This is a genomic window from Sphingomonas sp. BL-S-05, assembly GCF_055521695.1.
Genome location: NZ_CM145499.1, coordinates 2,773,972 through 2,798,686, shown reverse-complemented (window position 1 = coordinate 2,798,686; position 24,715 = coordinate 2,773,972). Strand labels below are relative to the sequence as shown.

Below are 24,715 nucleotides of genomic sequence, written 5' to 3'. Positions count from 1 at the left end.
CAACGGACCTGCGACGCCGGGATGCCTCCCGGCGAACGATGGCGCACGTCCTTCGAACAAGAGGAAGTATCATGATGACCAGAATGACGGCATTCGGCGCGCTCGCGCTGCTCGCGGCCTGCGGATCGGCGTCCGTCGTCGAGAACGGCGCCGCCGCACAGGCGTCATCTACCACGAAGCCGTTGGTGATCGCCGGAGTCTCCATCGGCATGTCTGCCACCGCCGCCCAAGCTGCGCTTGCGCGCGACGGGTGGAACGTCGAGGCATTCCCCGGCCTCGATTGGGCGACCGCCGTTCGCAAGGAAGTGGTTCGTCAACGGAACCTGCCGGTCTACGACTTTCCGCGCCAAGGCATCGAATCTCTGCGCGCGACGAAGGGAGACGAGACGATCGTCGTCAAGTTCCACCCGGTGCCGTCCGGTGCCAAGGTCTCGACCGTCGCATACAGTGCCCCCACGGCGGGTCGCACCAAGGAGCAGTTGAGAACGCAGCTCGTCGAGCGCTACGGTACGCCTACCCGCAGTGCTCCCCCGCAGTCGAACCTCCTGATGGATTGGTGCAATAGCGGCGAGAAGTGCCCATCGGCATACGGTGCTGCGAAGCCGGCCATGCATGCCGACGAGGACTCCTACAGGAAGTTGCAGCTCCTGCTTCTCGAAGGCGTCGATGCCGAGCGGGCTTGGCAAGAGGAACTTCAGCGCGCCGTGGGTCGTGATATGCCGGCGAAGTCGTCGTTCTGAACCAGATCCGCGTTAGGAGCGGATCACACCTCGTCGACCATGTCCGAAGTGACATGGTCGACGCAGTCGTCGAGCCGAGGTTCCCGACAGGGGAAAGAGGCGCAATCGACTTCGATCCTAATTAGATCAGCTCGACCGTCGGCAGCGATGAAGCCGATCACTCATCGATCTGGTTTTCCTGCCGACTGGATCGGAACCAGCGCTATTCGGCGGCTACCTCTTGATCCTCATCCTCGCCAAGAACGAGATCGATCAGGCCTGGTGCTTCCGGACCCTCCAGCATCTCAACGTCCCGTAGCTTCCTCGTGACTGCGCGGGTGCGCTTTCCCGCTTCGTCGACGGTCTTGCGAGCGGTATCCAACTGCTTGCCGAGCTTCTCCCAGACCTGTCCGTATTTGGTGAACTCGGCCTTTGCCGCACCGAGAACCTGCCAAACCTCGCTTGACCGCTTCTCGATCGCAAGCGTGCGAAACCCCATCTGCAAACTGCTCAACAGGGCGGCAAGGGTCGTGGGGCCTTGGATCATGACCCGGTGCTTCGTCTGCATCTCGCTGGCCAGCCCGGGTCGCCGGATCACCTCTGCGAAAAGGCCTTCGGTAGGAAGGTACATGATCGCGAAGTCGGTTGAGTGCGGCGGATGGACGTATTTCTCGCAAATCAACTTCGCCTGCAGGCGAATGGCGCGCTCTAAGGCCAAAGCGGCTCGTTCCACCTCCTCGGCGATGCCGGCGTCCTGCGCGACAAGGAGCCGGTCGTAGTCCTCGTGAGGGAACTTCGCGTCGATCGGCAGCCAAAGCGGCGTGTCCTCTCCAATGCGGCCCGGTAGTCGAACGGCGAACTCCACGTTTTCGCTGGAGTCGGGCCGAATACGGACGTTCGTGGCGAATTGGTCCTTCGTGAGCATGTCTTCCAGCAACATACCGAGCTGAACCTCACCCCAACCACCGCGTGACTTCACGTTGCTGAGAACGCGCTTCAGGTCGCCGACGCCGGTGGCCAGGCTCTGCATCTCGCCAAGGCCCTTGTGAACCTGTTCCAGCCGTTCGCTTACCAGCTGGAATGACTCGCCAAGCCGCTTCTCCAGTGTACCTTGCAGCTTTTCCTCGACCGTTGCTCGCATCTTGTCGAGCTTGTCGGCATTGTCGACGCGCAGCGTCTCCAAGCTGCCGGAGACCGTTTCTCTCAAAGCGTCTTGGCGCTTGTCGTTGCTCTCGGTCAGCTGCACGATCCTGGCTTGGACGGTTTCCAGCGCTTTGCGCTGCTCGTCGCGGCCGTCCCGTAGGGAGGCGAGCAGCCGGTCCGAAAGGCTGCGAACGCCGTCGTTCGTTTCCTTGAGGCGTTCTGCTTGCGAGGTTGCAAAACCTTCTGCATTTTTGCGGACGGCGTCCTCAAGGGTCGTACGCCCAACCGCTGCTTCGCGGCGCATTTCGGCCAATTGATCAGTTTGAGCTTTACCGAAGTCACCAAGCCTGGCTTCGACGGACCCGAGCCGCTTCTCGATAACTTCTGTCTGCGTTCCGAAAGCTGATCGCAGTTCCGTCCGGCCTTCCGTGGCCTCGGAGCGCATTGCCGCCAACTGATCTACCTGCGCCTTTCCGATTTCTGCCAGTCGCGCTTCCGTCGATCCGAAGCGCCCGTCCAGAGCCTCCGTTTGCGATGACACGGCGGCTCGCAGCTCATCGCGGCCCATCCTCGCTTCTTCGCGAAACGTCGCAGGAAGTGTGGTGGCGATCTGTTCGAGGACGGCGATCCGGGTGATGAGTTCCTCCGGCAGCGAGGCCGGCCGTCCGACTTTCAGCAGGATCACCACGCACAGGACGACGACGATTATCGCCAATCCCAACGCCGCGTAGACCGCAAGCTCCATCTTCTTTTCTCCTCCGCATCAGAGCATGCCGTGCACCCGCTCCGTTCTTGATGGGACCGTACAGAGCCTGAAACAAAAGCGACAGTGAGCTCCGCAAGCCCATCCAGACAGGAACGGTCCAATTCTGCGTTGCTTGCAAGCTCAATCTGGTCGCCGATTGGGATGTGCAAGCTGCCGAACGATGCCGTTAAAAGCTGCCGTACATCCTTGCGCTCGTCCGATATCGTGATTGGTACCGGCAGAGTTCCAGAACATGTCGAGCGGCCATCGTTCGGGGCAATGTGCAATTAGACAGCGGAGAGCGAGCCGCACCTCGATGGTGTCGACCTTGCCCTTGCCCGACCGGGCGGCGGCCGCGCGCAGGATGTGGAGCGACAGTTCGACGATGATCCGCTGGTGGCGCGACATGGCCGATCAATGGAAGTCGCGCGACTTGATCCGCACCACCTGTTCGGGATCCATGCCGTTGGCGTGCGGCGGCCAATAGCTGTCGCGCGGACCCGGCCGCCAGCCGGCGTCGCCTCGGTCGGGCGACCCGGCATGACGCGCGCCGTCGCCGCGCCCGGTGGCGTGCGGGAAGTCCATCTGTCCGACCTGTGCAAGCAAGCCGCCATAGTCGATGATACGGTCGCAGATGACGTGCGTGACCAGCCCCTCGCGCTGAACACGGCCTTTCATTCCGACCATCGCGGCCGACATGATGGTTCGGCGCTGCGCCTCAAAACGGTCGGGCCACAGGATGCCATTCCCGATACCGGTCTCGTCCTCGATGGTGATGAAGAGGACGCCTTTGGCACTGCCGGGCTTCTGGCGGACCAGGATGATCCCGGCGACCTCGACGTGACGACCGTCCTTGATGTGGGCCAGATCGGCGCAGCGGACGATGCCGCGCCGTGTCAGGTCCGGGCGGAGAAAGGCGAGCGGGTGGGCGCGAAGCGATAGCTGCAGCGCCCGGTAATCCTCAACCACCTCGCGCCCTTCGGACAACGGCCGCAGCGATACGTCGGGCTCCAGTCCTTCCGGGCTGAAAGCCGTCTCCCGGGCATCGGCGGCGGCGAACAGGGGCAGGGGAGTCTCGCCCAGACCCTTCACCTTCCACAAGCCCTGACGGCGGTCCTCGCCCAGGGCATGGAAGGCGTCCGCCTCGGCGAGCCGCTCGATCGCGGCACGCGGTACGCCCGCGCGCCGCCACACCTCCTCGACCGACTGGAAGGAGGCGTCCCCCCGTGCCGCTACGATCGCGGCACCATGCCCATTGGCAAGCCCGCGCACCTGCCGCAGCCCCAGCCGAACGGCAAGATGGCGTCCGGTGGTCGGCTCCAACGTGCAGTCCCAGCGGCTGGCGTTGATGCAGGCGGGCCGAACCTCGACGCCGTGTTCGCGGGCATCGCGCACGACCTGCGCCGGCGCGTAGAATCCCATCGGTTGGGCATTGAGCAACGCCGCGCAGAACACGTCGGGATGATGGTGCTTCATCCAGCAGGAAGCATATGCAATCTTCGCGAAGCTGGCGGCGTGGCTCTCGGGGAAGCCGTACGAGCCGAACCCCTCAATCTGCTTGAAGGTGCGCTCGGCGAAGTCGCGGGGATACCCTCGGCTGACCATCCCTTCGACGAGCTTGTCGTAGAAGTGGCTGACGCCGCCGGTGAACTTGAAGGTCGCCATGGCGCGGCGGAGCTGGTCGGCTTCGACGGGCGTGAAGCCGGCGCCGACGATCGCGACCTTCATCGCTTGTTCCTGGAACAGCGGTACGCCCAGCGTCTTCTCCAGCACCGCGCGGAGCTCGGGACGCGGATAGTCCGGCTTCTCACGCCCCTCGCGACGACGCAGATAGGGGTGGACCATGTCGCCCTGAATGGGACCCGGCCGCACGATCGCGACTTCGATGACGAGGTCGTAGAAGCGGGCGGGCTTCATGCGCGGCAGCATCGACATCTGCGCCCGGCTTTCGATCTGGAAGGTCCCGAGGGTGTCGGCCTTCTGGATCATCTCATACACGTCCGGATCGTCGTCCTGCAGGTCGGCCATGCCGACGCTCACACCCTTCGCCTCCTCCAGCATGTTGAAGGCACGGTTCATGCAGCCGAGCATGCCGAGGCCGAGCACGTCGACCTTCATGAACTTCAGGGCGTCGATGTCGTCCTTGTCCCATTCGATGACCTGCCGATCGACCATTGCGGCGGGTTCGATGGGGACGAGGTCGTCGAGACGGTCGTGCGTCAGCACGAAGCCGCCTGGATGCTGCGACAGGTGTCGCGGCACGCCGATCAGCTGTCGCGACAGTTCGAGCGCCAACCGCAGGCGTCGGTCGTTCATGTTCAGTCCGAGCTGATTGACCTGCTTCTCGCCGACGCCTTCCTGGCTCCAGCCCCAGATGAGGCCCGACAGCGCCTTGGTCAGGTCTTCGGGCAGGCCCAACGCCTTGCCCACTTCGCGCACGGCACCGCGCGCACGGTAGCGGGTGACCACGGCGGTCAGCGCGGAATGGTTGCGACCATAGGTTTCAAAGATCCACTGGATGATCTCTTCGCGCCGCTCATGCTCGAAATCGACGTCGATGTCGGGCGGTTCGCGACGCTCGCCGGACACGAAGCGCTCGAACAGCAGTTCGTGCTTGATCGGATCGATACTCGTGATCCCGAGGACGAAGCAGACGCAGCTATTGGCCGCAGAACCACGTCCTTGGCACAGGATGCCCCGCCGCCGGCTCTCGGCGACGATGCTGTTCACCGTCAGGAAGTACGGCGCATAGCCCAACTCGCCGATCAGCGTCAGTTCGTGGCCGATCTGCTTTCGATAGGCCGCCGGTACCCCGTTCGGGAACATCCGTTCGATCGCAGTCTGCGTAAGCTGTTCGAGGGCTTCCTGTGCGGTCAGCCCATCGACGACGCGCTCATGCGGATACTGGTAGCTGAGCTGCCCCAGATCGAAGGCGCAGCGCGCGGCAATCTCGGCCGTGGTACGGATCGCGTCGGGGAAGGCCGCGAAGCGGCGTTCCATCTCGTCGGGCGACTTCAGATGCCGGTCGGCATGGCGTTCGCGGCGGAAGCCGAGTGTATCGACGGTACATTTTTCGCGAATGGCGGTGACGACGTCCTGCAGCAGCCGTGCTTCCGGCGCATGATACAGGATGTCGCCGACCGCGACGGCTGCCACATCCGACGCCGCTGCCTGCGCCGACAACTGATGCAGGCGCAACGCATCGTCCGGACGCCGGCGGAACGCCAAGCCCAGATAGCCGCGATCGGCGAACGTCTCGCGCAGTTCGGTCAGATGATCAGCCGTCGCCGCGTTGGGTTCGTGTGGCAGCAGGATCGCGATCAGCCCATCGTTCCACGCCACGACATCCGACCAGCCGAGCGTACAGCCGCCCTTGCCGGCGCGCGATTTACCCAGCGTCAGCAACCGCGTCAGCCGGGACCACGCCGCCTTGTTGCTTGGGTACAGCAGCAACGCCCTGCCATCGGTCAGATCGACCCGCGCGCCGGGGATCAGGCGAACACCGGTCGCCTTCTGCGCTTCCCACGCCCGCACCAAGCCGGCGACGCTGCCCCGGTCGGCGACACCCAGTGCGCTGTGCCCCTGCAGGGCGGCCGCGGCGAACAGTTCGTCGGGGCTGGACGCGCCGCGCAGGAACGAGAAGTGGCTGGTCACCTGCAGTTCGACATAGGTGGCCATCAGCCGAACAGCCCGTGCAGATACCAGCTGAGATCGCCGGTGGCGTGGTCGACGCCGTCGCCTCGGCGGAACAGCCAGAAGCGGGCGCCGCCATCGTCCTCGACCCGGAAATAGTCGCGGACCGCCCAGACCTCCCCGTCGCGTCGCCACCATTCGCCATGAATGCGTTCAGGACCATCTCCGGCCACGACCGCATGGACCTTGCCACGCCAGGTGAACCGGCGCGGCGGCGCGTCGGGCAGTAGCGCCAGAACGCCGATGAGGGGCTCGGGACGCGCCAGCAGGCGTATTGGCCGTCGCCACGCCGGCCAGCCGTGCGGTACTTCGAGCGGAGCTACCCGACGCACGGCCCGCTCGGGTACGTCGCTTTCGATCGGTGCGAGAGTAAAGACCGCAGTCTCGCCGATCCGTCCGGCGATCTGATCGACCAGCATAGCGACATCGGGCACCGCATCGTCGCCGGCGAGGTTCACAGCCAGTGCAGTCGCACCGAGTGGATCGGTACGGGGCACGATGAGACGCATCGCCTCGATACCATCGCCCGGATCGATCCGTTCGATCCGGAGGTGGAAGAGCCGGGCAAGGTGGGTCGCATCGCGGGTCGCTCGCGCAGTCCCGACCGCGAGATGCTGCTCGCTGCCGTCGATCCGCTCGACAGTGAGGATCATTGCACGTGCGCCGCGTCCCCGGTCCTGAAGCTGACGGATGAGGTCGGCAAGCAGATCGCCGATCACCTGTTCGATCGCTTCAGCTGTTCCGATCGGTTCGAGCAGGCAGCGGCGCGCCGCAGGTATTTCCTCCGGCACCACCGGGACGATCGGTTCGGGTACGCGACCCAGCGCTTCGTCGAGGCGGCGCACGCTTCCGATCCCCAGCCGCCGGGCCAGCGGCCCCCTTGGCAGCGGCAGCAGGTCGGCGATGCGATCCAGGCCGAAGCGATTGGCCGCTGTAACTGCTTCGGGCGTGAGACGAAGTGCAACTGGTGGCAACGACGCCAATGCCTGCGCTTCGCTCCCATTTGGAATCACACTGACGGCGTCATGCCCGTATCGCGCCAGGGCATGCGCTGAACCCGGCGTTCCTGCTACCGCGATCCTCCCGGTCAGACCGAAGCGTCGGCAGAACCGAACCAGCCGCTGGCAGAAGCGTGCTTCGCCACCATGAAGATGCGCGACGCCGGTCAGATCCAACCACAGGCCATCCGGTTCGCTGACCGCTGCGGTCGGCGTCCAGTGTCGCACGGCATGGTGCGCCAGATCCTTCAGCAGCTCTCGATCTGCATCCGGATCACCAGGACGAATGTCGAGATCGGGAATCAGCGCACGCGCCTGTGTCACTGCCATCCCCGGGGTCAGGCCCAACGCCAGTGCCGCCGGACAGGCGGCTGCGATAACCTGCCGCTGTCCGATCTGTTCGCTGAGTATCAGCGGTACGTCATGCGTGACAGCGGGCAGCGGTGGCGCACTACGGACGCCATTTGGGGAAGGTCGCTTGAACGGATGCTCCGCAGCCTCGGAACGCCGGCCCAGTTCGCGCATCTGCGGTCGCTGGTGAAGCGGCAGCGAGGCGACCTGCTGTTCGATCACCGCACGCGACGTTTCCTGCGCCCAGCGGGCACCAGGACGCCATCCGCCGCTTCGCGGGACCGAACAGGCACCGGGGTCGTCGTCGATCGGAAGCTCGGGCGCGACCTGCGGTTCAGGCAGCGCGCGCGGTCGCTCCAACCGCCGCAGTCGCTCGATCGCGAGGTGCGGCAGGTAGAGCGAGGCGACCCGTATCATCGCACGCCTCCAATTCCATCGTGAAACCCGGTCCGCCACGCTGGCGGGCCAGTTCGACCATCCAGCGCGCGCGTCCGACGCCGGGAGCCGGCAGCCGGGTCGATGGCGCGCTGGCAATCCGCCACCGGGTCATCGCCGCCGACAGTTCCGTGAGGGGGCATACGCCCTGACGCCGCCACCGGCGCGACAGCAAGGCCGGCGTGTTGCCGGTCACAGCCGCCAGTTGCAGCCGCCGCGTCGCGACCATGTCGGCGCGCTTCACTTCACCAACCACTGCAGCCAGTCCGCCATGCCGAAGGCCGTCCTCCATCACCGCCAGAACGTCCTTGTCCTCACGGACCTCGGCGAAGAGCAGGGTCGCAGGGTCCAGGCCAGCCTGTTCAAGTCCTGGCGCATACAGGTCGAACCGCGTCAGCGCCCACAGCACGCGGCGCCCGGTCCGCGCAGCCGCCCGTGCCGCGACACCGACGGCGAACAGCGTGGCAGCGGCGTCGTCGGTCAGCGTCGGGGTTGTCGACGTCACTTCGTGCAACCCGTTCAGCGCGAGGCCGCCGTCCGTCAGTCGCGTGTCGAGTGGGTCTATATCGAACGGCAGCACATCCGTTTTGCCAACTCGCACGTCCCCGATCTCGTCACGCAGACGCGCCATTATCTCGGCTGAAGGTGCTGTTGCGGACATGGTTGCTGCGACTCATCTGTTCGCTATATGTTCCATTTATTCCAGCGCCCGGTCAAGGCGTTGCGGACGCGGATATGTGATCGGGGGCGGAACGAAGCGGTGTCGGACGGTCGAAATCGGGATGATCGCACAGGAGCGGATCACGACCATGTCGGGCGCCGACTCCGCACGCTGGAGGAGTGCGCACTGCATAAACGGACCGTACGGCTGACGTGTCCGAAGTGCGGCCACGTCCGCATTCTCGATGCGGTTTCGCTGTGGTGGCTGTTCCACCAGCGCCGCTGGGATGGCACGTTGGCGCTGGTCGGTCGGCGTCTATGTTGCTCGTCCTGTCAGGTGCGGGGGCATGTCCAGCGACCGCAATTGATGGTTGGTCGTGATCCGCCGACGGGTGCGCCGCTACCCTATCCCGATGCGGCGACGTGGAAGAGGCTTGTCTCACGCTATCGGTCGTGATCGAACGACCGGATGTGCAATCTATACAGCATCAAGGTCGACCCGAGGACCTACTTCGACGCTTTGGATGCGGTCGATGACGCTACCAACGTCCTGCAGGTCGAGAAGGACTATGCCGCGCCCGGCAAGCCCGGCTACGTCGTGCGTGTCGAGGACGGTCGACGGGTGCTGAGCACGATGCGCTGGGGCTTTCCCACCCGCAAACCCCGCAAGCGCCCTGCCCGTGAAGGGGAACTACCCTTCCTCTACGACTGGTGGACGAACGCCCGGAACATGCAGAGCGGCATGTGGAAGCCTTGGCTGATGCGGTCGGAGCATCGCTGCCTGGTGCCGTTCACCCGCTTCTCCGAACCCAAGGCTGCTGCGGATCGCCATAGACCGGATGATACGGCGTGGTGGTTCACGGTCGAGGATCAGACGGTGCCGTGCTTCGCGGGACTGTGGAAGGTCGATCAAGACCATGACCGAGTCTACGCGTTCTGCACGACCGAACCGAATTCGCTGGTTGCGCCCAAACACCCTAAGGCAATGCCGGTCATCCTAATGGCGGAAGATCAGGACCGCTGGCTGACCGCTTCAATGGATGAGGCAATAGCGATGCTGAATGCTTATCCGTCGCAACTTATGCATGTCGACTAACCAGTCGTGACAGAACGTAGTTTTGATTGCGCGGATGATCAAATCCTAATCAATTAGCGGTGTGTGTGACGGCATTCTCAACTAAATAGGAAGTGGTTAGGATGTTTCGTGACTAGCTGAGCAGAAGTGACTATGGTTGGTAGGCAGTGGCCCGTCCGTTTTCAAATTTCGATTTCGATGGGTGGACGTGCGCTCAGCCTCGCGAGGCCTCTGCCATCTGCTGAAGTATGGCCGTGACGCGGTCACGATGCCTTGCGTTTCGGACAGCCCACAGACGCCGGAGCAGATCTTCGTCAACGAAGTCATCTAACTTGGCTGTGCGTAGTCCCTCTACAAAGGCGGCGAGATCGTCGAGCGGAGGACATTTCTCCAGCCCTGCAAGAACGGCCATCAGCTCCGGAGGTGAAGTATTCAGGGCAGTGACGCCGATGTCATGTACTTCGGCTTCGAGCCCCGCCGCCGTCAGCAGTATCGCCAGTAGGCCGTTGACGGCGGTACCTGCCCAAGTGATCAGGTGCGTGTCGGAGCCGGCCTGGACGAGCGTCCTGTGGTCCAGCCCAAGTTCGCGGTATGCCGCTCGCCCCTGGTCGAGAAACTCCAGCGCCGCCGAATCCAGGTAGGAAGGCCGTTCGTCATCGTTCAGGACCGCCAAGATCGTGGCGACCAGTTTGTCGTCGAGCGCCTCGCTTGCCGGCCGGTTGAAGCGCGGCAGCTTGCCCGCGCGATGCTGGACGACCTCGAGCACCTTGGCGCGATCGTCAACGGCCTCCACCCGCCACCGGCGCCCGGCGAAGCCCACCAGGGACCCGATCCCGAGCAAGTTCACGACGGGTACCGTGCCGATGGTCCGTCCGCCGGCGACCAGCCTCCATTCCTGATCCGTCGAGAAGACCGCGTAGAAGTCGCGGCCGCCTACCAAGCGCTCGCCCACCTCTCCCAGCATCAGAAGTCCCTGCGAAGACTGCTCCAGCAGGTCGACGCCCGGACGCGCCGCACCGCGGAGAAGGTCGGCGTAGTCGCCAGGAGCCATATGGATGAAGCTGTCCGACCCCGCCAGCGCCTTATGGGCCGGACCCGGTTTAATCGCTCCACCTGAGGCGATCAGCGAGAGCGTCTGGTGCAGCACAACCGTCGCTAGAGACGGATCCGAGCGTGCGGACTCGACCCAGTTTTCCTGTAGCAGGCGCACGCAGGCGACGGCGCGGGCGGTGTCGAGGCGGAGACGATCGAGTTGATCGGCATCGGCCGCGAGATGCTTCTCCCTGACATATATGCGCAGCACGGCGGGTTTTCCGCGCCTACCGCTTCGGCCGAGCCGCTGCTTGAGGCCCGCCATCGATCGGGGTGCGCCGATCTGGGCGATCGACGTCACGCTGCCGAGATCGATGCCGAGTTCCAGCGTCGTGGTCGCGACAGCGGTGGTCGGCAGGGCGCCTTCCTTCAGCCGCGTCTCGAGCGTCTCCCGGAGTTCCTTGGAAAGGCTCCCGTGGTGAGGGAAGAACTCCTCAGGCACACGCGCGCGCTCGCAGCGCTGGCGAAGTCGGTCGGCAAGCGCCTCCACCGTTCGGCGGGACCCGCCGAAAACGAGATTGTTCGAGCCCCGCAAATTGGCGAACAGATGGTCGGCGATGCGGCTCAACGCGTCCTCGGCGCCGTCCTCTGCGATCTCGTCGATCCCGTCGGAGTCGGGTGGCTCCTCGTAACCGCGTACCTGGAGCCGAACACCCGGTCCGCCTGCGGGGGCGCGCAGCACGGCGACGCGCTCGGGCGATACCTTGTTCACCCAGGACCGTGCCAGTTCCGCATCGCCGAGCGTGGCGGACAGCCCGATCCTCCGCGGGCGACTCTCCGCCAGCCGGTCGACCCGCCGCAGCAACGAGGCGAGATGCAGGCCGCGTGGACCCTGTAGGAAGGCGTGCAACTCGTCGACGACGACGGCGAGTACGCCGCGGAAGAGGTCGGCCGCCTGGCTTGGCCGGCGCAGCAGCAGTGCCTCGATCGACTCCGGGGTAATCAGAGCCACGCCGGCCGGTTCCCGCAGGAGTCTCGTCTTTGGGCCCTGCGGAGCGTCGCCGTGCCAACGGGTGAGCGGCAGCCCCAGACGTTCGCACAGGTCCTCGAGCCGCCTGTGCTGGTCGTTGATCAGCGCCTTCAACGGACTGACGTAGAGGAGCCTCAGGCCCTTCGTCCGGGCGGTGGCAGCGAGGGTGAGGAGCGGCAGGAACGCCGCCTCGGTCTTGCCCGACGCGGTGCCCGCCATGATGATGACGTCGTCCTTCGATCCCAGGATCGTCCGCGCCGCCTTGTCCTGGATTTCCCGAAGACCCGACCAGCCCTGATCACGGATCCAGCGCAGGACCTCGGGATGCAGCCGATCGTAGGTCGATGACTCAGATGCGGAGGTCGACAAGTTCGTCGTCCATCTCCAAATCGTCCGTATCCTCGGGTTCCGGCGCGACGCCGCCTAGCAGTTCGCGCCAATCGGTGCCGGGGTTCTGCTCAAGGACGGAGAGGAACTGCACGAACGCCTTGATCGTGTTCCGCGGTGTACGGAAGTAGGCCTCGCCGATCCGCCTGTTGCAATGCTCCATGAAGCCGGTGAGCGCCGCGTCGGGGACAAGCACGTTCGACGCGTCGCCGAGTGCGAACACCGAACGTATGTTGGACAGGAGCACGAGGAGATCCTCGGGCGAGAGGCTCTGAAGGCGGAGGACGGGACCGGTCATGTCGATGCGGCCGTCGGTGGCGAAGCTGTTCTCCGCCAGGCGGGACTGCAGGGCCTGATAGCTGTAGAGTCCGCGGCGGCTGTCGAGCAGAAAGTCCGGCGTACCGCCGAACACGAAGCCCAAGCCCTCGACGTTGCCCTGCAGCGTGTCGTTCAGGATGCGCAGGATCTGCTCGTAGTTCTGGTTGCGTGCTTGGGTGCTCTGCAGCTTGTAGAGGTTCACCATCTCGTCGAACATGACGAGCAGTCCGGCGTAGCCGGCGATCCTGACGAAACCGGAAAGCAGCTTGAGGCTGTCGTAGACGTCGGAGTCGTCGATGATGCTCCGCACCGGCAACGCCTGCCGAGCCTCCGTCTTCGTGGGATACTCGGCGCGGAGCCACCGCAGGGCGGCGGCCTTCAGCGCGTCGTCGCCGTCCTCGTGCGCCCGCCAATACGCCTTTAGCACCGTAGCGAAGTCGTGGCCCCCTATCATGTCGAGGAGTGGGGCGAGCCGACGGTCGATCGTCTGCTCGACCGGGATACCCGCATGCTCCGCCCCGCGCACGCAATCGGTGACGAACCGCTCGACGAGGCTCGACAGCGCGCCACCCTCCGGCTTTGTCCTAGTAGCCATGTTGCGCACAGCCTCCGCGTAGAGGCCGCGTGCCTGTCCCGCCGTGGCGTGCATTCGGCGGTCAGGGGCAAGGTCCGCGTGAATCGTGACGAGCTTGCGTTCGAGTGCGATCAGGCGGACGAGGTTCAGGAAGAAGGTCTTTCCCGCCCCGTATTCCCCGATGACGAAACGGACCGCGGAGCCGGCGTCGGCGATCCGATCGATGTCGCGGACCAGGGCCTCCACCTCGCGGGAGCGACCGACCTGGATGTGGCGCAGCCCTACCCGAGGCACGACGCCGGCCGAAAGCGCCTGCACGATCAAATCACGGTCCTTGCGACGGATGGCGTTCAAGCGGCGACTCCCATAGGCTGCAGTTCCTCGACCATGTCGGGCAGGACGGACACGTCGCCGTCCTCCTCGACCACGGGGCTCCCGAAGCGGTCGAAGCCCCATTCGTTGATAATCTCGAGCGCCCCCTCGGGCATGAGGCGAAGTTCGGAGGCGAGGGCCTCGAACGCGCTCCGGGAGAGCGGCCCGACGACAAGGCGCTCGAGGAGCGCGGAGTGTGGTCCGTCGAGCCCCTCGAACGCGGTGGCCACTGACACATGCGGAGCAGCGACGGGTACCGGCGCCTCGGCTTCCTCCTCGGTGAAGATCGTGGCGAGAAGGGCGGACACACGGCTGGTCTCGTGGCGCACGCGTTCAAGCCGCGCGGTGTCGATGGGGACGGCGGCACCGTCTCGATCGGGAGGAAGCGGCACCGTCCGCTCCGGGACGGAGTCGACCACCAAGACGGGCCCCTCGTCCTCCGCAGCCCTGTGAAGGGCCGAGTAGAGCCCTGCGACCGGCAGCCCCAAGGCCGTGTGGAGTGCCTCCAGGAAACGGACCTCGTCGGGCGCGATGCGGCCGTCGGCGAGCACCGCCTCAATGGCGGCGCTGACAAGCTCGGAGCGGTGTACGGGAGCCACCTCGCCGAGCTTCTTGAGAGCGGCTCGGATCTTGGGCGGGTCCGCAGCGAGCGCTCGGGCGTGGGCCATGAGCCTCGCTACCTCCGCTTCATTCAGGTCCTGCATGCCCCGGAGCCGGCGCTCCAACGCCTCGACCTCGCTTGGCGCGACCTCCCCGTCGGAGGCCGCAGCTAGGATCGCGACCTCGACCGTCCCCCTGGCCTCGGTGTACGCCGCCCGGTCATGTTCCACGCCGCAACCGCCAATGCCTTGGAAGACGGCCATGCGCGAGCTGCCGCGCAGAGTGGCCGCGGCCCCATACCGCCGGTCCGGTTCGAACCCGTAGTCCAGCGCATCGAGAGCGGCACAGAGCTGTCGGACGAACTGCGCGCCAAGTTTCCCGTCGCCCTCCTCGGTATCGAGGTCGAGCGCTTGGGCTACTTCCTTCGCGGTCGGGCAGGACCCAGCTCCGGCGAGTCCATGGAGCGCGTTCCGGCAAGCGCTGAGAGAGGCGCGGTCGGCGCGAATGGCGGCAGGTAGGAGGAGGTCGCCGCGCAAGCGGCCCTTCACCTCCGGGTCACGTCCAAGCAACCGGCTGTAGGGCGAGAGGTCTTCCATGCAGCCGTCGAGCATTGCGCGCAGCGGTCCTAGCGGCGCAGACGTGCTCGAAATGTCCGGCAGGCCATCGATCGCGAGCTTCACGCTGAAGGTCCCGCTCGCGGCCCTGTACTCCTGCCGCACGACGGACTTAGGAGTCCGCACCTTCAGCCCGTCGGGATGGCGTTCGGCGAACCGATGCCACCAGAGGGTCCTGAACTCCTCGAAGCAGCGCTGCCCTGGCGTGCGGAGGTGCACGTCGGGAAGCGCCAGCACCCACCTCAGCGTGTCGTCGGCGTCGAAGGGCTTGCCGTCCCGGAGACGTTCCCCAAGCCGTATGCGGACGTCGAGCGGCAGTTCGAGGTCCCAGGAGTGGGCGCACGCCACGGTCGGTGGGCCTTCGTCCCGATCCTCGTAGATCGCTGCGAGCGCCAGGAACCTCGCTGCGTAGCTCTGGAACGAGTGGTTCTCGCCGTAGATGTTTAGGAGACGCCTCACTTCCGCGAAGATCTCAACCGCCTCGTTCCGCTCGTCGTCGACTAGGAGCCGCTGCTCGAGGCCGTAGAAGAAGAGGAAGACGTAGCCGATTGGGATGGCGGGATCCGACCTTCCGCGGGAGATCCAGTCGAGATAGGTCCAGCGGGCGCGGGGATCGAGGCCTGAGTAGGACGGCCAATACGACAGGGTATCGCCGGCCGGATCGCCTCTCGGATTGACGGTCAGGAAGGGATCGATGCGGCTGTGGTCACGCCTCGGGTCCTGATCACGGGGAGCGCCGTAGGGCACGAGGTCGACCTCGAACTCGTGACCGCCCGCCTTCAGTCGGGTGCTGCGCCGAATCCAGGAACGTCCCCGCTCAGCGGGCGTCAGAACCATTGCGTCCGTTCGCGACACACGGTCGGGCCCGGGTTCCGAGAGAGCGGCGGGCGTGGGCGCCGCCGGACGCTCTCGCTCCACTTCCCGCCAGTTCCGCGGCGACGGGGCTGACGCGGCGCCCCTCGCAGTCGTCCGATCAAGGTAACTCTGCGCCTGATCTAGGGTCGAAAACGAATATCCCCTTGTGACAAAGCGGCCGTTTTCGTCCAAGCGGATGCCGGGTGGCAGCTTGTCCGGACCTCCCGGCGACGCCGCGGCGACGTCGCGCGCCTTTCCGGCAGCGACCGGGGCGCGCTCCCGTCCGAGTTTGTCATGCAGGCGCGGCGGAAGGTCAAGGGAAGACGGTTCTTCATCGGATGAAACGGAGGCGTGAGCGAGCGGATCCTGGCGGACAGCTTCGTCCTGCCAGAAAGCATCTCGCCCCCGGCGCTCGGATCCCAACATCTCACCAAATCGTCGCGCGACCCGCGCGAGCCAACCCGAAGCCATGCCCGCTTCTCCCCTGCGGTGATGCTGCCTTGTATCTACGCGGAATTCCAGTGGGATCGGTGAATGAACGTGCCGCGCGCCCCGATCCGGCACGACGTCGGGCATGGCGCTCTGATCTGGCTTGCGGCAGGATGACGTCGGGGGCTGGCGACTGCCGGTGGATTCGCAATCGCTTATGCGAGAGCGACCTAGGGGGATTTCGTAAAGATGAGCGTCACAGAAGTTCCAGTCGTTCCGCTGATCGTCGGGCTTTTCCTGCTGGGATTCGCGATCGCCTTCGTTCGCGGGTTCCTTCTGCCGGCGATCAAACTCGATCGAATGCTCGATGCGATCAACGCCCGACTCGACGCCGAAAGGGCCCACGGTCGCACGGACCTCACCAGCTGCTTCAGCGAAGATCCAAAGATCCTTTCCATCTGGAAGGAGTTCAAGGAGACGCTCCACGTCCAGAAGGAACTGGACCCCGCGACCGGCGAGATGAAGGAAAAGGCGGTACGATCGACGGTGCCGGCCGAGGCGTATCTTTCCCCTCACGCCGTCGTCGACGCCCGGGTCCACACAGAGTTCTTCAAGCACCTGCCAGGCATCTTCACCGGCATCGGCATCATCGGGACGTTCTCCGGACTGCTTAGCGGCCTTAGGACGTTCCAGATCTCCGAGGATTCCGGCGTCGTCCGGAACAGCCTGACGTCCCTCCTGCACGGCGTCAGCGAGGCCTTCTTCGTCTCGGCCTCGGCGATCCTCCTGGCAATGCTCGCGACGGTGGTGGAGAAGTTTCTCCTCAACAGGCTCTACGGCAAGCTCGCACGGCTGACGCACACCGTCGACGAGGCCTACGTCGCCGGGGCGGGCGAGGAATACCTTGCGCGCCTGGTAATCTCGTCGGAGGAGTCCGCGAGCCAGACCCGCATTCTCAAGGACGCGCTCGTCTCCGATCTCAAGGAGATCCTGACCGACCTCGCCGAACGTCAGATCGAGGCCACGAACAGGCGATCAGGCGAGCTTGGCGCGTCGATCGCTGGCGCCCTGACCGAGGCCCTCAAGACGCCACTCGACCAGATCGCCGGCGCCGTCGGCCAAGTCAGCCAGGACCAGTCGTCGGCGGTGACGCGGCTGCTGACGGACGTGCTGGCGAGCTTCAGCGAGCGGCTGGAGAAAATGTTCGGTAGCCAACTCTCCGGTATCGGCGACATGCAGCAGCGTACGGTCGACGCGATGCAGACCGCAGTCGCGAAGCTTCAGGAACTGACCGCGAACGTGGAAGCCGCCGGTGCGAGGACCACGGACGCGATGGCGACCAGGCTCGAGCAGAGCGTGAGGGCCATCGAAGCTCGGCAGGCCGCGACGACGGATGAGCTCAGGTCCGTCCTGGGCGAGATCCGGTCGACCACGGGCGCGATGCAGGCCGAGACGCAGGATCGCCTTCAGGGAATGCTGGCCGAGATGGGGCAGCGCATGTCCGAGGCCGTCGCCGCGGTGGAGCGACAGGCGGCGGAGCGAAGCCGGCAGGCGTCCGAGGAGGACAGCCGCCGTGTGGAGCAGACCGTCGGTGAGGTGGGACGCATGCGCGGCTCCGTCGACGAACTCTCGACGGCCGTCGCGCAGCTGCTTGAAGCCTCGAAGGAGATGGCCGAGGGCGTCGAACGGACGACCCGGGATGCGTTCGCGAGATTGAACGGGGGTGCCGACACGCTTCTCGCCGCGGCGAGCCGGTTCGAGGCCTCCGGAAGGGAGGCGGCCGGCAGCTTCGATCGCGTGGCCGCGGTGACGAGCGGACTCGCCGATGCGGCGGGCAGCGTCGCCGGTGCGGCGCGCGGCCTGGACGGTGTCGTGGCGGACCACCGCGCGGCGCGCGACTCCGTCGCGGCCATGGTCGGGAGTCTCAGCGGGATCGTCGAGACGGCGTCGAAGGAAGCCTCGATCACGGCCGACGTGCTCGGCCGCATCGAGGGCGCGGCGCAGAAGCTGGCCGCCGCGCAGGCGGAAGCCGACGGGTTCCTCGACGAGGTCGTTGACGTGATAGAGCAGTCGCACCTCAAGTTCGCCGAAGGCATGAAGGGCACCGTGAACGAGGCGAACCGCCAGTTCCACAAGGAGCTGACCTCGGCGACCGGGCTGCTCAAGGACGCGATCCAGGAACTGGAGAACGCGGTCGTTCCCACCCCTCGGCAGGCGGCCTGACCTAAATGTTCGGTCAGCGCACTTGGACGCCTGTGAGGGCGCGGGAAGAAGGTGAGAAGCCGTTCTGGATCTCCTTCGCGGACCTGATGAGCGCCCTCATGGTGCTGTTCCTACTCGTCATGAGCGTCGCCCTCTTGGCGGTGACGAGGACGATCAGCGAGCGCGAGCGCCTAGAGACCGAGAGGCAAACGGCGATTGAGCGCCTTCTCGACCGTATCGAGCAGGCGGCCCGTCGCGAGAAGGGCATCCACGTCGACCGCAACCGGGCGGTGATCGACTTCGGTGATCGCGCCCGCTTCGACACGTCCAGCTTCACGCTCAATCCTGATCAGGAGCGCCTGCTGCGCGCCTTCGTGCCGCAGATCCTCTCGATCGCGCGCGACAAAGGAGGACGACGCTGGCTGAAGCGCATCGTGGTCGAAGGGTTCACCGACCGCCGCGGCAGCTATCTCTACAATCTGAACCTCAGCCTCCAGCGGAGCCAACGCGTGCTGTGCGCTCTGATGGCGCCGCCCACGTCCGGCGAGATGGCGATGGGAAGGAACGAGCTGGAGGAAATCCGTCGCCTGTTCCTAGTCGGCGGTTACTCGTCCAATTCGGCAAAGGACTCTCTCGACGCTTCACGACGCATCGAGCTGCGACTCGAATTCTTCGGGGTCGACGAACCCTCCCGGTCCTCCGTGCCGGCCTTCAAAGGAGAATTCGGCGCATGCGCCCTCTGAGTCCGCGCGCCTCGGCATTGCGGGATCGCATCGCGATTGCGGCGGCATCCATCCTCGACGGGATGGCGGAACCCGACCTGTCTGAGATCAGGGCCCAAGTGAGGGATCTTCGCGCACTCGTGGGGGGCTCGGGCTCGTCAGCGGGCGGCGCCCCGGACAGGATCCGCGCAGCCGTCGCGTCGTTCCGGGATACGGGCCGGCTTCCCGACGCGCGCGCCGCGCGGCTCGTCTGCTGGGGCACCACGATCGCGCTTCCCTCCCAGCCCGCGTTGATCGAGGACGGCGAACGCTTCGCGCCTCTCCTGAATGAGGTCGACGTCTTCAGGACTTCGCCGCGACCCTACCGCCGCTGCTGGCGAGGACTGCTCGACGGCTACCTGCGGTACGACCCCGACGGTGCGTCGGCAGCGGGAGCTGGCCGCCGTAACTGGGGGCTCCTGCGCGAATACCTCAACGACAATCTTCGTGGCCTCGAGCGAGCCGGCCAGCCGCCGGACTGGCTGGCGGTGATGGACGAGCACGCCAACATCCTCACCGAGGATCCCTGCGGGCGATACGGGGCTTCGCTCGTCGAGGCCTCCGACGATCCGTTGGAGCCGCTTCGACGCGAGCTGTCGGCCGGCGATTCCTCGTGGTTCGGTCGGAGAATCTTCGAAGCGCAGATTTCCGCCGTCGTGGCGTTCGACGACAGGCGGCTGCGGCTGGCACTCCCTCGCGTGCTCGAACTGATCGACGCACATCCCCTGCTCGCGGATGCGGCACTCGCCCGGGTGCTCGATCGCTACGCGGAAGTCGTCCCCTGCCAAGTCGAACCGGACCTGCGCGACGCATCGGTGTCCCGCTGGGGCAATCCCTGGCTCGGATGGAACGACAAGAAGTGGACGCAGGTCGGCGATGGTACCCGCCAGATGGTCTCATCGTGGCTCAAGCTGCGCTTCATAGAGACCTTCTTCGGCCTGCTGTCTGAGGACAAGGCCAACGACCAACGCCGCATCGCGTTCTGGAAGGGGCAAGTCGACAACATCGGCGACATGTGGTTCGCGCTCGGCGATGCGGCCTACTCGGACCCGAGGCCGGACTTCCGCGCACTTCATCGGGACATGAAGGGAAGGCTCCTGAAGCTCGACAACGGCGGGGGAGCCCGGAACAACGCCTTCATCATGCGCATGGGTCGACACGTGTTCGTCGAATTCGGGGAGAAGGGGAACGCGATGTTCGCGTTCGACGGAGACGCCCTCCCGTTCGATCTCTCCTGGCGCTCCGTCTCCGGGAACAAGACCGCACTGAAGCATCCCTCCCACGTCGCCAGGGTCATCCACGTGGACAGCCTCGGGGAACGCTGGGAGCGCAAGATCGAGAGGGAGATGGCGAGGCTCGGCGCCGGCGGGCCGGCATCCTCTGCCGCATCGGGATCGCAGTATCGGAGGCCGACGAACCCGGTTCCGACAGCCGACGCAAGGGCCACGCCGGGATCGCGACCCGCGACCGATGAGGCGCTCCCTTCGTGGCAGAGGGGCACCGCGACAGCCCCCGCCGTGGCCGGGCCGTCGCCCTCTGTTTTTCCGCGACTGCCCGATGGCGATCCGGCTGAATTCCTCAAGGAGCGATCCATAAGGTCGATCGACCTGAGGGATCGCGGTGGAGCCCTGTGGGCGTACGTCCCCCGACATGGTCCCATGGCCGCCGAACTGTCGCGCAGGGGCTTCGCATGGGCGGAGCGCAAGGCCGCATGGTGGCTGAAGCCGTGATCTGGGGACGACGCAGCAAGGTGCCGGTCGCGCCCATCCACGCCGACGACGAGCCACGAACCACGATCGATGAGTTCGGAGTCGTGGTCGGCACGGTTTCGAGCGGAGATCGAGGAACGGCCATCGCGGCGCTCACGGAGCAACTCGCCGAGGAGGGGCTCGCCGAACCGATGGACGCGGGCCACCGCCTTCCCTGGCGTCAACTCTATCTTCTGCTCGACGACGAAGAGGCACGGTCCGAACTTTCTATCATCGGCCTGCCGCCGATCATCCAAGCCACTCCGAGACTGGTGAGCCGCGGTTCGCTGACGGATCCCACCTTCGCCGTCGCGATGGACGGTTGGCTTGACGCCGATCGGCGAGCGCTGCCAAGCGCCGCTCTCCGCGGAGGCGCCCTCGAAGTGGACGGACGTCCCAACCTCCTTGAGCCAACTGTGTGGCGTCTGGTCGAAAAGGTCCGCGCCTTCGCGAGACGGTCGGAGGAGGAAAGGGGCGAGACCGCCCAGCGGCGGGCATGGGGGTCAATCCGATCCGATGCCGTGGCGGCGGGCGCCTCCCTCGACGACTTCCTTCTCAGGACAGTGGTCCTCACGCCGGAACGGCTGCAGATGGCGCTCCGGCGCTCGACCGATCTCGGACTGGTCGAGGTTGAACCGTGGTTTGAAGGCGCGCCGGCCGACTGGCTGACGGCATTCGATCGGGCGGCACAGCTCCGAGACCGGTATGACCTGCCTACCACGGACGGGATCGTTCAGGTGATCGTCTCACCCCAAGTCGCGACCGTGCTGCACGAGATCAAGCGAATGCCGGGCCGAAGGGTGACCGGCGCGCGTGCTGAGGCGTTCCTCCTCAACCCAGTCGCAGCGCTTGGCCCGGATGCAGCGGAAGTTGTCGACTCCGCGCAGTTCGAGGCCGCACGCGAGGAGGCAGGGATCGTCTTCGACCGGTTCGCCGCGATAACGCCCGGACTGCGCGGGACTGCGGGCCTCGGGCTGCTCGTGACGACCGGAAGCGGCGGGGAAGTCGCTACCGAGGAGGTCTGGCTCGAGGACGACGACGTCCGCGAGTTCGTGGCGGTCGTACGCGCCAATCTCGAGCGTGGCCTGCAACTCTGCTCGTGGGACGGCTACGAGTTCGAGCTCGATGGCGACAGCGCCCTCCATTGCGATGCGCTGATGTCGGCACTGGAGCATCTACATCCCGGTCTGATCACGCACGGGGAGATCTACGACCTTACCGGCTACTCCGACCGCGTAGTAGGCATCGGTCGCGAGGATGCCATCTACTCGCCCCATATCGCCCGCAGGAAGGACGACGAGGGCTGGTTCCCGGAGAATCTCGTCCCGGTCGTCGGCTGGAGCGATCCGGAGACCGGGGAGGCGGCCTTCCTGCCGCTGACGGACGACCTCGCGGCGGAACTGAGGAACGGGGTCGACGGGGCCATGCGGGACGGCTCCGACGCCGTCCCGCTGGCGGGCTGTCCCAAGCCGATCCCGCTCCAGGAGGCGCAGGCAATCGTGGCGACCTTCCGTCGGGCCGAGGTCGCTGCCGCGAGCGGCGGACTGGAACCGGTGACGCGGACGCGAAGAGGTCCGAAGCCGACGCTCATCCTGAAGGGCAACATCGGACAGGTGGACTATAGGGAGGAGCGGCTTACAGCCCTCAATGAGCCCAGAGGGGCGGCGCGCATCCCAGGGAAACTGCGCGCTGGCGTCGAGTTGAAGGAGCATCAGCTCGCCGGCCTCGCATGGATGCAGCATCTTCTATCGCTTGCACCGGACCGGTGCCGCGGGGCGCTGCTTGCCGACGACATGGGCCTCGGCAAGACGTTGCAGATCCTCAGCCTGATCGCGCGAGCGCGGGAGGAGGATCCGTGCACCGCGCCGGCGTTGGTCGTCGCGCCGCTCTCCCTCCTCGAGAACTGGCGCGAGGAGGCGGGTAAATTCCTTGAGGACGGCGCATTGCGGATCCTGACGGCGTATGGCGATGATCTCGCCGGGCTGCGCGTCGACAAACTTTCCGTGGATGAGCAGCTTCGACGAGAGGGACTGGTCCGTTTCCTCAAACCGGATTGGCGCGGCGACGCGGACCTGGTGCTGACGACCTACGAGACGCTGCGCGACCTCGAGTTCTCGTTCGCCCGCGAGAAGTGGTCGGTGATGGTCTGCGACGAGGCGCAGAAGATCAAGAATCCGAATGCCGCGATGACGCGCGCCGCGAAGAAGCAGCAGGCGGCGTTCCGCATCGCCTGCACGGGCACGCCGGTCGAGAACAGCCTCGTCGATCTCTGGTGCCTGTTTGATTTCGTGCAGCCCGGTCTTCTAGGGGCCCTCAACGAGTTCGGCACGACATACCGGCGGCCGATCGAGGCCGATGGCGCCGACGACATGGCCAAGGTCGAGGAACTGCGCGCCGTTATAGCACCTCAGCTGCTGCGCCGCATGAAGTCGGAGGTGGCGGCGGACCTCAAGCGGAAGGTCGTGGACGAGCCGAGCCGAAGGCTGGTGATGAGCCCATTCCAACGCGGCCTGTACGTGGGCGCCATCGACGCCTTCAGGAAGGAGCAGCGGCCTGCTGCCCACCTCGCGCTCCTCCACCGGCTGAGGTTGCTCTGCTCCGAGCCGGTCGGCGCAACCACTTCCTACTCCTCCTTCGAGGAATACAGGACCTGTTCGCCCAAGCTCGACTGGCTTGTCGCGACCCTTGAGGAGGTGCGGCGGAGGAACGAGAAGGCGATCGTCTTCTGCGAGTTCAAGGACATCCAGCGGCTGCTGCGGCACTACGTGCGGACGATCTTCGGCATACCTGTCGACGTGATCAACGGTGATACGTCCGCGGTTGCGGGCGCCACCGATGGAAGGCAGGGCCGCATTCGCGCGTTCCAGGAACGGCCCGGCTTCGGCGTGATCATCCTATCTCCTGTGGCGGTGGGCTTCGGCGTGAACATGCAGGCCGCCAACCACGTCATTCACTTCACGCGCACCTGGAACCCGGCGAAGGAGGACCAGGCGACCGATCGCGCCTACCGCATCGGCCAGACCAAGGACGTGTTCGTCTACTACCCAACGGTCTCTGCGCCAGACTTCAAGACCTTCGATGTGAAGCTGGACGAACTGCTGGAGGCCAAACGGGCTCTGGCGGGCGACATGCTGAACGGGACGGGCGAAATCGGAGCGCGCGAGTTCGATCTCGGAGAGTTGAGGCCAAACGGCAGCAAGTCGTAGTTTGGTCGAAACCGGTCTGTCCGCCTCAGACTAAGCACCTATGGTAATCAGTCATTCGTTGGCGCGTTGGGCGCCGACAGCTTCCGAACATTTTTTGCCGTTCCGGTCAGGTCACGGGTACGACCGCTATCGCCAAGAACGGCCAGTCATCGGTTCTCGACCGAGGGGCAGCATCGCCCGATCAAAAGTCATTCGTTGCACGCTCCCCCGCCGCGACACTGGCTGCTGCGGCACACCATTTGGCAGTCCCATTTTTCCGTCTCTCCGGGACATTTTCGGGAAAGAGCAAATGGGAACAGATTTCGGGAAAACTGCCCCCTATAGGCATAGGAAGGGCCGCTCCGCTCGTTTTGTCCCGTTCGACCTTCCCAATCGGGAACGGCACAGAAAGACAATCTTGAGATCAGGCCGGGCGAGTTTCCCCGCTGGCGATCAGCCGCTGCATAGCGGCGATCACCTCCGCGTGGTCGATAGGCTTCGAGTAGAACTCGGCGCGTTTGGGAAGCTCGACGCTATCGCGGGTGAAGTAGGCGGCGGTCAGGATGATCTCGATCGGCGGCCAGCGCTTGCGAATTGCCGCTGCGATCTCGATGCCCTTGCGGCTGCGCGGCATGTCGAGGTCCATGTAGACGAGGCGAATGTCCAGACGTTCTTCGAGGAGCTGGATGGCGTCGGCGCTGCTCAGCGCTTCAACTGCCTCGAAACCGGCTTTCTCGACCATGCTGATCGCATCGAGGCGCAAGATCGGTTCGTCCTCGACCACCAGCA

The 24,715-nt window shown here is 65.5% G+C and carries 16 protein-coding genes; 7 read left to right on the top strand and 9 right to left on the bottom strand.

The genetic code is table 11. The annotated features are described in order from the left end of the window. Positions 1-71 precede the first annotated feature (71 nt). Positions 72-740: a hypothetical protein gene (locus ACZ1JS_RS13045; protein WP_465166428.1), complete on the top strand. Its 669-nt coding sequence runs from the start codon at positions 72-74 to the stop codon at positions 738-740. Positions 741-942: 202 nt separating this feature from the next. On the opposite strand, the gene ACZ1JS_RS13040 is transcribed toward ACZ1JS_RS13045, so the two are convergent. From ACZ1JS_RS13040 to ACZ1JS_RS13020, 5 genes are all read right to left on the bottom strand, one after another. Then, positions 943-2,607, bottom strand: a complete 1,665-nt coding sequence (locus tag ACZ1JS_RS13040; protein ID WP_465166427.1) for a DNA recombination protein RmuC — start codon at positions 2,605-2,607, stop codon at positions 943-945. 141 nt (positions 2,608-2,748) lie between these two features. Continuing rightward, a complete protein-coding gene (locus ACZ1JS_RS13035; RefSeq protein ID WP_465166426.1) occupies positions 2,749-3,015 on the bottom strand; it encodes a hypothetical protein in 267 nt (88 codons plus the stop codon). Positions 3,016-3,021: 6 nt separating this feature from the next. Then, a complete protein-coding gene (locus tag ACZ1JS_RS13030) occupies positions 3,022-6,285 on the bottom strand; it encodes an error-prone DNA polymerase (RefSeq protein ID WP_465166425.1) in 3,264 nt (1,087 codons plus the stop codon). Continuing rightward, on the bottom strand, positions 6,285-8,066 hold the full coding sequence (locus ACZ1JS_RS13025) for a Y-family DNA polymerase (RefSeq protein ID WP_465166424.1): 1,782 nt from the start codon (positions 8,064-8,066) through the stop codon (positions 6,285-6,287). Before ACZ1JS_RS13025 ends, ACZ1JS_RS13030 begins: the two co-directional genes overlap by 1 nt. Next, complete coding sequence (locus tag ACZ1JS_RS13020; RefSeq protein WP_465166423.1) at positions 7,984-8,715, bottom strand: ImuA family protein; 732 nt, start codon at positions 8,713-8,715, stop codon at positions 7,984-7,986. The genes ACZ1JS_RS13025 and ACZ1JS_RS13020 overlap by 83 nt, the downstream gene beginning before the upstream one ends. 498 nt (positions 8,716-9,213) lie before the next feature. Here ACZ1JS_RS13020 and ACZ1JS_RS13015 point away from each other — a divergent pair, with 498 nt between their 5' ends. After that, positions 9,214-9,840, top strand: coding sequence for an SOS response-associated peptidase (locus tag ACZ1JS_RS13015; protein ID WP_465166422.1), 627 nt, complete (start codon positions 9,214-9,216; stop codon positions 9,838-9,840). Positions 9,841-10,033: 193 nt separating this feature from the next. Here ACZ1JS_RS13015 and ACZ1JS_RS13010 read toward each other — a convergent pair whose 3' ends face one another. The 3 genes from ACZ1JS_RS13010 to ACZ1JS_RS13000 are packed head-to-tail and all read right to left on the bottom strand — an operon-like array spanning position 10,034 to position 15,583. Then, positions 10,034-12,250: a DEAD/DEAH box helicase gene (locus ACZ1JS_RS13010; RefSeq protein ID WP_465166421.1), complete on the bottom strand. Its 2,217-nt coding sequence runs from the start codon at positions 12,248-12,250 to the stop codon at positions 10,034-10,036. Continuing rightward, a complete protein-coding gene (locus ACZ1JS_RS13005; protein WP_465166420.1) occupies positions 12,231-13,514 on the bottom strand; it encodes an ATP-binding protein in 1,284 nt (427 codons plus the stop codon). The genes ACZ1JS_RS13010 and ACZ1JS_RS13005 overlap by 20 nt, the downstream gene beginning before the upstream one ends. Beyond that, the gene (locus tag ACZ1JS_RS13000) at positions 13,511-15,583 is read right to left on the bottom strand and encodes a tellurite resistance TerB family protein (protein ID WP_465166419.1); all 2,073 of its coding nucleotides are present in this window, start codon (positions 15,581-15,583) and stop codon (positions 13,511-13,513) included. The genes ACZ1JS_RS13005 and ACZ1JS_RS13000 overlap by 4 nt, the downstream gene beginning before the upstream one ends. Before the next feature lie 369 nt (positions 15,584-15,952). On the opposite strand from ACZ1JS_RS13000, the gene ACZ1JS_RS12995 reads away from it, so the two are divergent. The 5 genes from ACZ1JS_RS12995 to ACZ1JS_RS12975 all read left to right on the top strand — a co-directional run bounded on the left by ACZ1JS_RS12995 (position 15,953) and on the right by ACZ1JS_RS12975 (position 23,947). Further along, positions 15,953-16,135 carry a hypothetical protein gene (locus ACZ1JS_RS12995; protein WP_465166418.1) on the top strand — a complete coding sequence of 61 codons (183 nt, stop codon included), beginning with the start codon at positions 15,953-15,955 and terminating at the stop codon, positions 16,133-16,135. Between the two features lie 144 nt (positions 16,136-16,279). Further along, positions 16,280-18,253, top strand: a complete 1,974-nt coding sequence (gene zorA, locus ACZ1JS_RS12990) for an anti-phage ZorAB system protein ZorA (RefSeq protein WP_465166417.1) — start codon at positions 16,280-16,282, stop codon at positions 18,251-18,253. Between the two features lie 86 nt (positions 18,254-18,339). Then, on the top strand, positions 18,340-18,975 hold the full coding sequence (locus tag ACZ1JS_RS12985) for an OmpA family protein (protein ID WP_465166416.1): 636 nt from the start codon (positions 18,340-18,342) through the stop codon (positions 18,973-18,975). Further along, positions 18,963-20,723: an EH signature domain-containing protein gene (locus tag ACZ1JS_RS12980; protein ID WP_465166415.1), complete on the top strand. Its 1,761-nt coding sequence runs from the start codon at positions 18,963-18,965 to the stop codon at positions 20,721-20,723. Before ACZ1JS_RS12985 ends, ACZ1JS_RS12980 begins: the two co-directional genes overlap by 13 nt. Continuing rightward, entirely contained in the window at positions 20,705-23,947 is a 3,243-nt protein-coding gene (locus tag ACZ1JS_RS12975; RefSeq protein WP_465166414.1) for a DEAD/DEAH box helicase, read from the top strand. Before ACZ1JS_RS12980 ends, ACZ1JS_RS12975 begins: the two co-directional genes overlap by 19 nt. 403 nt (positions 23,948-24,350) lie before the next feature. Here ACZ1JS_RS12975 and ACZ1JS_RS12970 read toward each other — a convergent pair whose 3' ends face one another. Beyond that, positions 24,351-24,710 carry a response regulator gene (locus ACZ1JS_RS12970; protein WP_465166413.1) on the bottom strand — a complete coding sequence of 120 codons (360 nt, stop codon included), beginning with the start codon at positions 24,708-24,710 and terminating at the stop codon, positions 24,351-24,353. Positions 24,711-24,715 lie beyond the last annotated feature (5 nt).

Excerpts from the sequence above, each read along its gene's own strand:
- ACZ1JS_RS13045 (WP_465166428.1), top strand. The coding sequence starts at position 72 with ATGATGACCAGAATGACGGCATTCGGCGCGCTCGCGCTGCTCGCGGCC.
- ACZ1JS_RS13040 (WP_465166427.1), bottom strand. The coding sequence starts at position 2,607 with ATGGAGCTTGCGGTCTACGCGGCGTTGGGATTGGCGATAATCGTCGTC.
- ACZ1JS_RS13035 (WP_465166426.1), bottom strand. The coding sequence starts at position 3,015 with ATGTCGCGCCACCAGCGGATCATCGTCGAACTGTCGCTCCACATCCTG.
- ACZ1JS_RS13030 (WP_465166425.1), bottom strand. The coding sequence starts at position 6,285 with ATGGCCACCTATGTCGAACTGCAGGTGACCAGCCACTTCTCGTTCCTG.
- ACZ1JS_RS13025 (WP_465166424.1), bottom strand. The coding sequence starts at position 8,066 with ATGATACGGGTCGCCTCGCTCTACCTGCCGCACCTCGCGATCGAGCGA.
- ACZ1JS_RS13020 (WP_465166423.1), bottom strand. The coding sequence starts at position 8,715 with ATGGCGCGTCTGCGTGACGAGATCGGGGACGTGCGAGTTGGCAAAACG.
- ACZ1JS_RS13015 (WP_465166422.1), top strand. The coding sequence starts at position 9,214 with ATGTGCAATCTATACAGCATCAAGGTCGACCCGAGGACCTACTTCGAC.
- ACZ1JS_RS13000 (WP_465166419.1), bottom strand. The coding sequence starts at position 15,583 with ATGGTTCTGACGCCCGCTGAGCGGGGACGTTCCTGGATTCGGCGCAGC.
- zorA (WP_465166417.1), top strand. The coding sequence starts at position 16,280 with ATGAGCGTCACAGAAGTTCCAGTCGTTCCGCTGATCGTCGGGCTTTTC.
- ACZ1JS_RS12985 (WP_465166416.1), top strand. The coding sequence starts at position 18,340 with ATGAGCGCCCTCATGGTGCTGTTCCTACTCGTCATGAGCGTCGCCCTC.
- ACZ1JS_RS12980 (WP_465166415.1), top strand. The coding sequence starts at position 18,963 with ATGCGCCCTCTGAGTCCGCGCGCCTCGGCATTGCGGGATCGCATCGCG.
- ACZ1JS_RS12975 (WP_465166414.1), top strand. The coding sequence starts at position 20,705 with ATGGTGGCTGAAGCCGTGATCTGGGGACGACGCAGCAAGGTGCCGGTC.